Origin of the sequence: Defluviitoga sp., from assembly GCF_035349255.1 — a bacterium.
Lineage (GTDB): Bacteria > Thermotogota > Thermotogae > Petrotogales > Petrotogaceae > Defluviitoga.
This window is the reverse complement of the sequence record NZ_DAOPSE010000007.1, coordinates 1-12,801: the sequence shown is the minus strand read 5'-3', so window position 1 is coordinate 12,801 and position 12,801 is coordinate 1. Positions and strand designations below refer to the sequence as shown.

Genomic DNA, 12,801 nt, shown 5'->3' with positions numbered 1-12,801 from the left:
CCTGTAATTAGATATCTAGCCATCAAAATAAAATTTTTTAAATATTTCATATGCTTATTTTGTAGGATACTTTGACCAACTAGAACATCTTTTGAATTGAGCTAATTCAGATGAAAAGGCATAAAAAATTATCGGATTAGATAGTTTAATGAAGTTTTAATGATTTGTTTTACCAATACTCAAAAGGAGGTTTTATGCAATGAAGAAGTTTATATTGTTTTTAACTTTTTTGGTTCTAGTGCTAGTTCCTGTAACAAATGTAATAGCTGCGGTTGGAGAAAAGGGCGTAATTGAGTTAGATTTTTGGAGTTGGAGAACTGAGGATATAAAAGCTTATCAAAAATTTATCTCGGAATTCAACAAAGAATATCCAAATATTCACATTAACTTTACTGCTTATCGAAATACAGAGTATAACACTATTCTTGCCACTGCCTTACAAGGAGGTATGGGACCAGATATAATCCAGCTAAGAGCATATGGAGGAATGGAACCTTTGGCTAATGCGGGATTTTTATTGCCTTTGGATGATAAAATTCCTGAATTGGAAAATTTCCCGGAATACGTCTTAGAAGGTGCAACTAGTAGAAGAGATGGAAAAATTTATGGTGTACCTTTTGCTGTACAGCATGTACTTGTTCTATATAACAAGAGACTTTTCAATGAACTTCATCTTGAAACACCTAAAACTTGGGAAGAATTTTTAAATACTGCAGAAAAAATTAAAAATGCAGGATATATACCTTTTGCTAATGGAACAAAAGATGCTTGGACCCTAGAAACCTTATTTGGAGGAGTTGCTCCAACTTTTTATGGTGGAGATGAATTTTACGAAGCTGTAGTTTCAGGTGAGAAAACTTTTGAATCTGAAGAGATGAAAAGAGCTTTGGAAAAAATACTTGAACTGAGGCCATATTTACCTCGCAATTATACGGGAGTAGGATATACAGACATGCAAATAATGTTTGCACAAGAAATGGCTGTTATGTGGGTTGCGGGTTCTTATGAAATTGGTACAATAAAACAAATGAATCCAGCGGTTGAAATAGGTGCTTTTATCGTTCCTGGAGAAACGGAAGACACGCCAGCATATAGTTCAATCTATGTTGATGGTTCTTATGGAATTAATGCAGACTGCAAATATATAGAAGAAGCGACCAAATTTATTAGATTTACAGCTAGTCAAAAATTTGGGCAAATGTTTACAGATGAGCTTGCTCAAATTTCAGCTGTTCCAGGGGTTGAACCGACAGACAAGGCTTTAAGGGAAGTCGTTAATGTTGCAAATCCTACTCCTTTTATGATGTTAACTGCATTTAGATATGGAGAACCAAGTGGCTCAACACTTTTGCAAAATGAGCTTCAAGCATTAATGGCCGGAACACAAAATATAGAAACTACTCTGAGAAAAATACAACAAGGAATAGCAACTTGGTATGAACCATTTAAAAAATAGTTGATTTGAATAAGGGTGTTACACACGGGTTATTTTGTGTAACACCCAACTTTCAAACGAAAGAAGGAATTGCATGAAAAAATGGATTCAAAAACACCCTTACCTCTTTTTTCTATTGCCAGGCGTTATTCTATACGGACTTTTTATGATATATCCATTAGTATCTGCTTTAGGATACAGTTTCTTTTCCTGGGATGGATTTATCAGAAAAGAGTTTATAGGATTCGAAAATTTTCGCAAAGTACTTAGGGAATATCCATATAAAGAAAAATTTTGGAAAGCGCTCGGACATAATGCGAAGTTTTTTTTAACGACTTTTATTCTTCAAACAACTATTGGTTTGTATATCGCAATTCAATTAAATAAAGAAAAACCGGTGATGGAATTTTTTCAAGCTGTTTATTTTCTTACTTATACGTTATCGATGGTTGTTGTAGGGTTCTTGTGGTTACTACTTTTAAATCCAAATTGGGGTGCTGTTAGCCAATTTTTGAGTCTTATAGGACTGGAAAAGTGGGTAGCACCATGGCTTGGTCAAGAAAGTACTGCTTTAAACACAATTATATTGATAAATTTTTGGAGATGGTTTGGCTATCCTGTTCTTGTTTTTAAGGCAGGTCTACAGAGTATACCTCAAGAATTGAACGAAGCTGCAATAGTCGATGGAGCAAACAAATGGCATTTGTTTAGATACATAACTCTTCCACTTTTGAAACCAACGATAATTATGGTTACTATACTTACTTTCATTTGGGATTTTAATGCTTTTGAATTGGTTTTTGTTATGCAAGGTTCAAGTGGTAATCCTCATTATTCGACGGATTTGTTAGCAACGTTTTTCTATAGAACAGCTTTTGGAGATCCTACGACAGGGGCTGCGGGAGGAAATATAGGAGTAGCATCCGCCATTGCAGTAGTAATGTTGATCATAATTGGGTTTGCTTCATATTTTGGAATAAGAATTATGCAAAAAAGCGAAATCGAATATTGAAGGGTGAGAAAATGACTAAAAAAATATTGGTTGTCTTAAATTATATGTTCCTTACAATTCTTGCAGTTATATCTATTTATCCAATTTTTATAATGTTTATATCATCCTTTAAAACAACTCCAGAAATATTTTTTAATCCTTTTAATTTGCCAAAGAAATGGAACTTTCAGAATTTCATAAAGGTATGGAATGAAGCAAATTTTAAAGTATATTTTTTGAATAGCGTTTTAATAACTATTTCTTCATTAATCATTCTCCTTTTTTGTGCTTCTTTGGCTGCTTATGCATTAGCTAAATTTAATTTTAAATTTAATAATTTAGTGTTTATGATTTTTCTTGCAGGTATTATGATTCCTATAAGATTAGGAATAGTACCTCTGTTTATTTTAATGAGAGATTTAAATTTACTTGATACCAGGTTGTCTCTAATTTTTACTTATTCTGCTAGTGGAATGCCTATGTCTGTTTTTCTATTTACCGGTTTTTTCAAAACCATACCTTCAGAATTATCTGATGCTGCACGCGTAGATGGATGTAATGAATTTCAAATATTTTATAAGATAATGTTGCCTTTAGTTAGACCTGCACTAGCGACAGTTGCCTTGGTTAATTTTGTTCCATGGTGGAACGATTTCTTTTTTCCCCTTCTTTTTATCCGGTCAGATAGTTTAAAAACCATCCAGCTTGGCATGACTATATTCTTTGGACAATATATGACCGATTGGGCAAGTTTGTTTGCAGGGATGGTGATTGCGAGTATACCAATGATAATACTTTATTTATTAATGTCAAAACAGTTTATAAGTGGTTTAACAGCAGGAGCCGTAAAAGGATGAAATCATTTGAATTAAATTAAGTTAGAGTCAGGAAATAATGCATATTTTATTTCATATAGCAAGTTTATTTACATTATTACTTTTAAAAGTTTTTAAAATTTTTAGAGGAGGTTTTTGAAAATGAAAAAGTTTTTTATGCTATTGTTAGTTGGGATTTTAGCTTTTAGTGTTTTTGCGGCAGATTTTGTTGTCCCTGATTGGCTAACGCCTGAGGAGCCAAAAATGGGAGGTGAAGTGAATTTAGCTTTAAACGGTGCTCCAGATTCTTTTAATCTTTATGCGACATTTTTTACACCCGCGTTCAGTGTGATGATACACGTTCTGAATCCTTTGATTGATTTGCAACCTGTTTATCAGCAGCCTGAACCAGCTTTAGCCGAATCTTGGGAGATATCAGAGGATGGAAGAGAAGTAATTTTTCATTTAAGAGATGTCAAATGGTCAGATGGACATCCTTTTAGTGCCGATGACGTTATGTTTACATTAAAATATTTTGCAATGAATGAAAAAGCTATTAATAATGCAATACCTAGATTGACAATAGCCGGAGAATTGGTTAAATGGGAAAAAATTGACGATATGACTGTGAAAGCTATATTACCCGAACCCTTTGGTCCATTTCTTATGACACTTTCTCATGTAAAAATATTTCCTAAACATGTACTTGAACCTTTAATTGATAAGAATGATCTGAGTTCTGTAAACTTTATATGGACTACTAGCACACCTCCAAATGAAATAGTTGGGACAGGACCTTTTACTATTGAACGATATGTTACTGATCAAAAAATTGTTCTTAAGAAGAATCCTAACTATTGGAAAGTTGATAAGTGGGGAAATCGTTTGCCATATATTGATAGGATAAACTTTATAGTTATTCCTGACCCTGAAGTTACAATGGCCAAATTTATGACAGGAGAAGTTGATTTTGCAGTACTAGATCCAAAAGATTATCCAACTTTGAAAAGTCAAGAATTAGCAGGCGCACCATTTAGAATTTTTGCCGCAGAACCAGTTAATCCTACACCAAGTCCTTTTCATATTACCTTTAATTTAGACGCGAAAGATCCTGAGTTACGAAAACTATTTAGGGAAGACGATTTTAGAAGGGCGATGGAATACGCTTTGGATAGAGATAGAATAATAGAAGAAGTATATAATACATTAGCAGTTTATGGTGGGACACCGACTTTACCCTCAAATTTCTTTTATAACCCAAAAATCGAAGAGATTAGAAGACCTTATGATCTGACTAAATCGGCAGAACTATTAGATAAACTAGGATTAAAAGATACAGATAAAGATGGCATAAGGAATTTACCAAGTGGAAAAAATCTTGAAATAGTATTTTTGACTACTACTGCTCAACAAGCCCAAGAAATTGCCTATATTTTTTCAGAAGATGTGAAAAAGATCGGAGTAAAACTTCATTTGCAGTTTTTAGATATTTCTGTAATAATGGAAACCCTCTTAGCGGGAAATTTTGAAATGTCTATGTATGCTTTTGGAAATCAACCTGATCCTCAATTAAGGAAAGAGATATGGCAGCCGAGTGGACCGCTTTATTATAATCATATATCTACTAGGGATCCACAAACTGGGAAACCAGTTTTTGAAAATATGTTAGATTGGGAATTGGAGGTTTATGAACTTTTTGAAAAAGGACAAACTACTATGGATCCATACGAAAGAAAAAAATATTATGATCGCTGGCAAGAGATTTACGCAGATAAAGTTCCATATATATTCGTTTGTAAACCGATGGATATTTGGGGCTGGAATAAACGTATAGGTAATGTTTTCCAATTAAACGGAAATGGACCAGTGGTTTACAGTTATTATACAATTTTTGTTAAATAAAAAAGATCGGCTAAACAGATTTACTAAGCCAATTTAAAAAATAAATTGCACGGAGTTTCATACATTTATTGTAGTCAACAAAGCGTTTTTTAATATCAATTCTGCCAGTGTATGAAACTCCGATTAATGAGCATTAACTTTTAAATTGTTTAAAAGTGGAGGAATTTACATGTGGTCATTCATTGTGAGAAGATTGTTAATCATGATTCCAACAATGTTTCTAATATCTGTAATGTGCTTTATCATAACGGAGTTACAGCCAGGAAGTTTTGCTTCTCAATTTATGGAAAATCCAAATATTTCTCCTGAGCATTTAGTAAGGCTTAATGAGATGTTGGGTTTAGACAAACCCCCTGTTCAGAGGTATTTTATCTGGATAAAAGGTATTATTACAAAAGGAGATTTTGGGTATTCATTTGCCTATAAAAGACCTGTGGGTGAATTAATTTGGGAAAGAATGGGTTGGACGGTTTCAATTGCCCTTTTGACTATCATATTTCAATGGATAATAGCTGTTCCTGCTGGAATCTACACATCAATGCATCAATATTCTGTTAGTGATTATATTCTTACCTTTGTAGGATTTTTAGGAATTTCTGTGCCAGTTTTTTTTCTTGCTTTAGTTTTTATGTGGTTAGCTCTGCAAATGGGAGTAACTTCAATAGGAGGTTTATTTTCGGTTCAATATATTGGAGCTCCATGGAGTTGGGCTAAGTTGGTTGATTTGCTAAAACATATTTGGTTACCTATTGTAGTGATAGGATTCTCAGGTCTTGCTGGTTTAATGAGAGTTATGAGGGGTAATATGCTTGATGTTGTCAATGCTCCGTTTGTTACTTCTCTAAAAGCTCGTGGATTAGAAGACAAAGTTGTTAGACGTCATGTAATAAAGAATGCTGTTAACCCCTTAGTAAGTATAGCAGGCATGCAACTGCCTGAAATATTCAGCGGTACAATAATCACATCGATTGTTTTAAATTTACCAACAATGGGTCCCTTTTTTTATAACGCATTGCTAAATCATGATCAATATTTAGTAATGACTTTTTTAATGTTCATAGCCTTTATGACTCAAATAGGAAATTTAATTGCAGACATTGCACTTGCGATGCTTGACCCAAGAATTAGAATCAGTTAACCTATTTAGATTCGGAAAGTTAGGAGGCGACTTTGTGTGAAAGATCAAACTAAAAGAATGGTTAATGCATTCTTTAAAAATAAATTAGGAGTAGTTGGTTTAATAATCCTAATTTTCTTGTATATAATGGTAATCTTTGCAGAATTTATAGCCCCTTATAGTTATATGACTTCAAATAGGAATTATACCTACGCTCCCCCAAGTAAGGTAAGATGGATTCATGAAGGCAAATTCATCGGCCCTTATATACACCCTTTAAAAAGAGAAAGACATCCGGTTACACTTCAACTAACTTATGTAGAAGATACTAGTGAAATAGTTCCGATAAAGTTTTTTGTTCATGGAGACAGTTACAAATTATGGGGAATATTTGAAAGCGACTTACACCTTTTTGGGATTTCTAAAGATACAAATGCATTGTTGTGCTTGTTTGGCACAGATAAATTTGGTAGAGATTTGTTGTCAAGGGTTGTTTACGGTTCTAGGGTTTCTATGACCATTGGACTTGTTGGTACTTTCATAAGCGTGATTATTGGTGCTATTATGGGTGCTATTTCAGGATACTTTGGTGGATGGGTAGATGTAGTTATTCAAAGGCTTACTGAGTTACTTCGTTCTTTTCCACAAATTCCACTTTGGTTGGCTTTGGCAATGATTATTCCCCCGCAGTGGCCGAGTACCATGGTATATTTTGCTATTGTGATGGTTCTTTCGTTCATAGGTTGGATGGGTGTAGCAAGAGTAGTAAGGGGGATGGTTCTTAGTTTACGGGAAAAAGAATTTGTCATTGCAGCTAAAACAATGGGAGCTTCTGGTTTTAAGATAATTACCAAACATCTTATTCCAAACACAATGTCCTATTTAATAGTTGTATCTACACTTTCAATTCCGGGTATGATTTTGGGAGAAAGTTCCATGAGCTTTTTAGGACTGGGTATCAAAGAACCGATGACCAGTTGGGGACTGTTACTAGGACAAGCTCAATCTCTATCTGCTCTTTCTTCTTATCCATGGCTTTTGATACCAGGTATTTTTATCGTTCTAGCTGTTCTATCTTTTAATTTCGTAGGTGAATCTCTAAGGGATGTCGCCGATCCTTACAAAGTGGGTGAAAGAGCATGAAAAATTCAAAAAACATTCTGGAGATAAACAATTTGAAAATTTATTTTAAGACCTTTGAAGGAATTTCTAAGGCTGTTGACAATATAAGTTTTGTACTAAAAGAGAAAGAAACTCTAGGATTGGTTGGAGAATCAGGCTGTGGCAAGACTGTAACTAATTTGGCTATAATGAAGTTACTAAATCCAAAAGCTACCATTCTTTCGGGAGAAATATTATATCAAGATAAAAATATTTTGGAAATAGAAGAGGAAGATTTCAAGAAAGTTCGAGGAAAAGAAATAGGTATGATTTTTCAAGAACCGATGTCTTCATTTGATCCTCTATACACAATTGGAGAACAAATGTACGAAGTTTGCAAAACCCATTTAAAATTATCAAAAACTGAGAGTAGAGATAAGGGAATTGATATGATGAGAAGAGTTGGTATTCCAGAACCTGAAAAAAGATATGAGCAATATCCTCATGAAATGAGTGGAGGAATGTTGCAAAGAGCTATGATTGCATTAAATCTTCTAACTAATCCCAGAATTTTAATTGCAGATGAGCCAACAACTGCTCTAGATGTCACAGTTCAAGCTCAAGTTCTCAATTTAATGAAATCAATTCAAGAAGAATTTGGAAATTCAATAATTTTCATAACTCATGATTTGGGAGTAATCTCTGAAATGGCGGATAGAGTACATGTTATGTATGCAGGAAAGCTTGTAGAAAAGGGCACTACAGAGGAAATTTTTAAAGAACCTAAACATCCGTATACAAAAGGTTTGATGGAGTCAAAAATCAGAAGGGAGTATAAGTCAAAAACGCTACCGTATATTCCTGGAACAGTTCCTTCCCCCCAGCATTTTCCAGATGGATGTAGATTTAATCCACGTTGTAGTTTTGTCAGAAATATTTGTAAAGAAGAAGAGCCCCATGAAATCAATATAGGAAACGATCATTTGGTATCTTGTTGGTTGTATGTGAATGGAGGTAATAAACTTGAAGATAATTAAGGCTAAGAATATAAAAAAATATTTTCCAATAAGAGGGGGAGTGTTTTTAAAAGTTACCGGTTATGTCAAAGCACTAGAAAGTATAAATATTGAAATAAACGATTTTGAGAGTATAGGTATTGTTGGAGAATCAGGATGCGGAAAAACGACTCTTGGTAGAATAATAACGAAGATATATGATCCAACGGAAGGTTCACTTTATTTTTATGATGAGAAAGGAAATGAATATGATGTAACAAATAAGCTTGATAAGTCAATAAAGAGTACTTTTAGAAAAAGTATTCAAATGATCTTTCAAAATCCTTATGATTCTTTGGATCCAAGGTTAACAGTTGGAGAAATAATTAAAGAACCCCTTCAAATACATAGAGTGTTTAAAAATAAAAAAGAAGAAATTGATTATATAAACGAATTATTAGAAAGAGTTGGCTTGAGTGCAACTTATACCACAAGATATCCACATGAATTTAGTGGCGGTCAAAGACAACGAATTGCAATTGCTAGAGCTTTAACCTTAAAACCAAGATTAATTATATGTGATGAACCTACTTCTGCTCTCGATGTTTCAGTTCAAAACCAAATAATCGAGTTATTAAAAGAAATTCAAAACGAGTTTAAAATATCATACCTTTTTATATCTCACAATTTAGATTTAATCCATCATGTGAGTGATAAGATAGTGGTTATTTATTTGGGAAATGCTATAGAAGAAGCACCTGCAGACGAGCTATTTGAGAATCCTCTACATCCTTATACAAAGGTATTAATGAGTTCTATGCCAAGTTGGGATCCAGGGAATAGAAAGTTGGACAAAGTTTTAGTGACAGGAGAGCCTCCAAGTCCTATAAATCCACCATTAGGATGCCCTTTTCATCCTAGATGCACATATAAGATTGATGCTTGCGATAAAATTCAACCGGAGTTGTTGGGAGCAGAACATAAGGTGGCGTGCCATTTATATGATTAAAAAAACAAGATTTGAAAATTTTTGTTCTAAATTAAAGTTCTAAAATAAAAATAGATAATTAGTATTTAATAAGTAATAAGTAATAAGTAATAACAATATATCAATTTTTTAGAATTTCAGTTATTCTTGACTATCTATTACTAATTATTGGTAAATATATAAAAAAAGCTCGTTTTTACCGATTTGCAAAAATAAATGTTTTATGAGATAGTTAAGAAAACAGGTTACAAATTTTTATTGTGGAAGATAATGTATTTACTTTATCACAAATTAGTCACGTCAAATTCTTACTTTACCACCTTAACTATGTTGAGTTACAGGTTGAGTATTTTAAAATTATCAAAAGGAGGTTATTAGGTATGAAAAAGTTTCTCACGTTGTTATTAGTCGGCATTTTAGCTTTAAGTATATTTGCAGCAAATTTTGTCGTTGATGAGATGTTTACCCCCGAAAAACCTAAGCTTGGAGGTACTCTTACGATAAGACTTTCCAGTGCACCTCAATCTTTTAATTATTATGGCACACTAGATAATGTAGCTTATACTATAGCAGGTCAATTTTTAAGAGGACTAGTTGATCTCAATCCTATCACAAATGTTATTGAACCAGCTTTGGCAGAATCATGGGAAACTTCCGAGGATGAAAAAGAGGTAATTTTTCATTTAAGGGATATTAAGTGGAGTGATGGTCAACCATTCACGGCAGATGATGTAATATTCACTATGAATTATTTTATAATGAACAGGTTTGCTGAAGGTAACGAAATTGCAAGATTCACGATCGCCGGAGAACTTGTTAGGTGGGAAAAAGTTGATGATAGAACCGTAAAAGCTTATCTGCCAGAACCTTACGGAGCTTTTTTTAATGTTCTTAGCCATGCTTACATCCTTCCTCAACACAAATTAGAGTCAAAAATTGACAAAAGCGATATGGGATCGGTTAACCGCCTATGGCTAACAAATACACCACCAACTGAATTTGCAGGAACAGGTCCATTTGTTTTAAAAGAATATGTGACAGAGCAAAAAGTTGTTTTAGAGAAAAATCCATATTATTGGAAAGTTGATAAATGGGGTAATAAACTTCCATACGTCAACGAATTAGTTTACATAATTATTCAGGATGATGAAGTGGCAAATGCTCAATTTCTAGCTGGTAAAATAGATTATATGACGGTATCACCAAGAGATTATCCCTATTTAAAGCAAGAAGAAATATCAAAAGGAAAAATACAAGTTTTTAAAGGTCAACCAATAAAACCAACACCCAGTCCTGTACATGTCACATTTAATTTTGATGCCAAAAATCCCGAACTTAAAGAAGTATTCAGGAATGAAAGATTTAGATTTGCAATGGAATATGCTTTAAATAGAGATAGAATAATAGAGGAAGTGTATAATACGTTGGCAGTTTATGGTGGAACTCCAGTTCTTCCAAGCAATAAGTCTTTTTACAATCCAAACATAGAAAATATTAGAAGAAAATATGATTTACAAAAGGCGGGACAAATGCTCGATTCAATTGGTATAAAAGATCGAAACGGTGATGGTTGGAGAGAATTACCCAGCGGTAAAAGATTTGAATTTGTTTTAACAGCATCGAGTGCTCAAGAATTTCAAGATATTGCTTATATATTTTCTCAAGATTTGGAAAAAATAGGAGTTAAAGTTTATTTACAAATACTTGATCCAACTTTGGTTTCACAAACTACACAATCTGGTGATTTTGAAGCAGCACTGGGAGCTTTTGGAAATCAACCCGATCCTCAATTAAGAAAGGCTATTTGGCAACCCGGAAATCATTTGTATTACAATCACCTTTCAACTATGAATAAAGAAACAGGAGAAGTAATATTTGAAGAAATGTTAGATTGGGAGTTAAGAGTTTATGAAGATTTTGAAAAAGCTCAGGTCACAATGGACCAAATATTAAGAAAAATTTATTATGATGATTGGCAAGCACTTTATGCTTATTATGTTCCATTTATATTTGTTTGTAAAGGTATGGAGTTATCCGCTAAACAAGCAAATATCGCAAATTATTTTTTAAATGAAGAAGGAGTTATTGTATATTCTAATGAAACAATATTTAAAAAATAGTCTTTATTGTTAATAGTGAGGGAGATTTTCTCTCTCCCTCACTTTATTCATGACTATCAAGTTTAATGTTGTTAGAAATATATAGACATTGGAGGATTGAAAGATGACAACATTCATTATTAGAAGATTACTCATCATGATTCCAATGATGATTTTAATTTCTGTTATTTGTTTTGTCATTACAGAACTTCAGCCTGGTGATTTCGCCACCCAATATCTTAACAATCCCCGCGTATCTCCTGAACAGGTGATTGAATTGCAAAAATCTTTAGGACTTGACAAGCCTCCTATACAGAGGTATTTTCTGTGGATAAAAGGTATTATTACAAAAGGAGATTTCGGGTATTCATTTGCCTATAAAAGACCTGTGGGTGAATTAATTTGGGAAAGAATGGGTTGGACGGTTTCAATTGCCCTTTTGACTATCATATTTCAATGGATAATAGCTGTTCCTGCTGGAATCTACACATCAATGCATCAATATTCTGTTAGTGATTATATTCTTACCTTTGTAGGATTTTTAGGAATTTCTGTGCCAGTTTTTTTTCTTGCTTTAGTTTTTATGTGGTTAGCTCTGCAAATGGGAGTAACTTCAATAGGAGGTTTATTTTCGGTTCAATATATTGGAGCTCCATGGAGTTGGGCTAAGTTGGTTGATTTGCTAAAACATATTTGGTTACCTATTGTAGTGATAGGATTCTCAGGTCTTGCTGGTTTAATGAGAGTTATGAGGGGTAATATGCTTGATGTTGTCAATGCTCCGTTTGTTACTTCTCTAAAAGCTCGTGGATTAGAAGACAAAGTTGTTAGACGTCATGTAATAAAGAATGCTGTTAACCCCTTAGTAAGTATAGCAGGCATGCAACTGCCTGAAATATTCAGCGGTACAATAATCACATCGATTGTTTTAAATTTACCAACAATGGGTCCCTTTTTTTATAACGCATTGCTAAATCATGATCAATATTTAGTAATGACTTTTTTAATGTTCATAGCCTTTATGACTCAAATAGGAAATTTAATTGCAGACATTGCACTTGCGATGCTTGACCCAAGAATTAGAATCAGTTAACCTATATAGATTCGGAAAGTTAGCAGGCGACTTTGCAACCAGAATATTCTTTTTGTGGTAACCTAAAAAATAAATTTAGGTAGAATCTATTGTCAAAGATCTTTTACGGAAAGAAGAGTTATCAATTGAAAAAATCATTTGAAATCCAAAACGATTTATAAAGAGGATTTCCTTGATAAAAAATAATTAAAATTGGTTAAAGTAAAATATTATGAAGCGTATTATTTGTAAAATTAATGTGATTGGATTAATAAAAAATAAACAA

Annotated in this window: 10 protein-coding genes; all 10 read left to right on the top strand. The window is 33.2% G+C overall.

The window, feature by feature from the left end; genetic code table 11:
* Positions 1-199: 199 nt before the first annotated feature.
* Positions 200-1,456: an extracellular solute-binding protein gene (locus PKN74_RS03130; RefSeq protein WP_472308510.1), complete on the top strand. Its 1,257-nt coding sequence runs from the start codon at positions 200-202 to the stop codon at positions 1,454-1,456.
* A gap of 73 nt (positions 1,457-1,529) precedes the next feature.
* The gene (locus tag PKN74_RS03125; protein WP_472308508.1) at positions 1,530-2,447 is read left to right on the top strand and encodes a carbohydrate ABC transporter permease; all 918 of its coding nucleotides are present in this window, start codon (positions 1,530-1,532) and stop codon (positions 2,445-2,447) included.
* 11 nt (positions 2,448-2,458) lie between these two features.
* Positions 2,459-3,283, top strand: a complete 825-nt coding sequence (locus tag PKN74_RS03120; RefSeq protein WP_472308506.1) for a carbohydrate ABC transporter permease — start codon at positions 2,459-2,461, stop codon at positions 3,281-3,283.
* A gap of 120 nt (positions 3,284-3,403) precedes the next feature.
* Positions 3,404-5,143 (top strand): ABC transporter substrate-binding protein, encoded by a 1,740-nt coding sequence (locus PKN74_RS03115; RefSeq protein WP_472308504.1) that lies wholly within the window; start codon positions 3,404-3,406, stop codon positions 5,141-5,143.
* A gap of 169 nt (positions 5,144-5,312) precedes the next feature.
* Positions 5,313-6,281, top strand: a complete 969-nt coding sequence (locus PKN74_RS03110) for an ABC transporter permease (RefSeq protein ID WP_472308502.1) — start codon at positions 5,313-5,315, stop codon at positions 6,279-6,281.
* A 57-nt stretch (positions 6,282-6,338) separates the two neighbouring features.
* A complete protein-coding gene (locus PKN74_RS03105; RefSeq protein WP_472308600.1) occupies positions 6,339-7,403 on the top strand; it encodes an ABC transporter permease in 1,065 nt (354 codons plus the stop codon).
* On the top strand, positions 7,400-8,398 hold the full coding sequence (locus tag PKN74_RS03100) for an ABC transporter ATP-binding protein (RefSeq protein ID WP_472308500.1): 999 nt from the start codon (positions 7,400-7,402) through the stop codon (positions 8,396-8,398). The genes PKN74_RS03105 and PKN74_RS03100 overlap by 4 nt, the downstream gene beginning before the upstream one ends.
* On the top strand, positions 8,385-9,365 hold the full coding sequence (locus PKN74_RS03095; RefSeq protein WP_472308498.1) for an ABC transporter ATP-binding protein: 981 nt from the start codon (positions 8,385-8,387) through the stop codon (positions 9,363-9,365). Before PKN74_RS03100 ends, PKN74_RS03095 begins: the two co-directional genes overlap by 14 nt.
* A 359-nt stretch (positions 9,366-9,724) precedes the next feature.
* Complete coding sequence (locus PKN74_RS03090; protein WP_472308496.1) at positions 9,725-11,464, top strand: ABC transporter substrate-binding protein; 1,740 nt, start codon at positions 9,725-9,727, stop codon at positions 11,462-11,464.
* Positions 11,465-11,567: 103 nt separating this feature from the next.
* The gene (locus PKN74_RS03085; RefSeq protein ID WP_472308494.1) at positions 11,568-12,536 is read left to right on the top strand and encodes an ABC transporter permease; all 969 of its coding nucleotides are present in this window, start codon (positions 11,568-11,570) and stop codon (positions 12,534-12,536) included.
* The last annotated feature ends 265 nt before the right edge of the window (positions 12,537-12,801 follow it).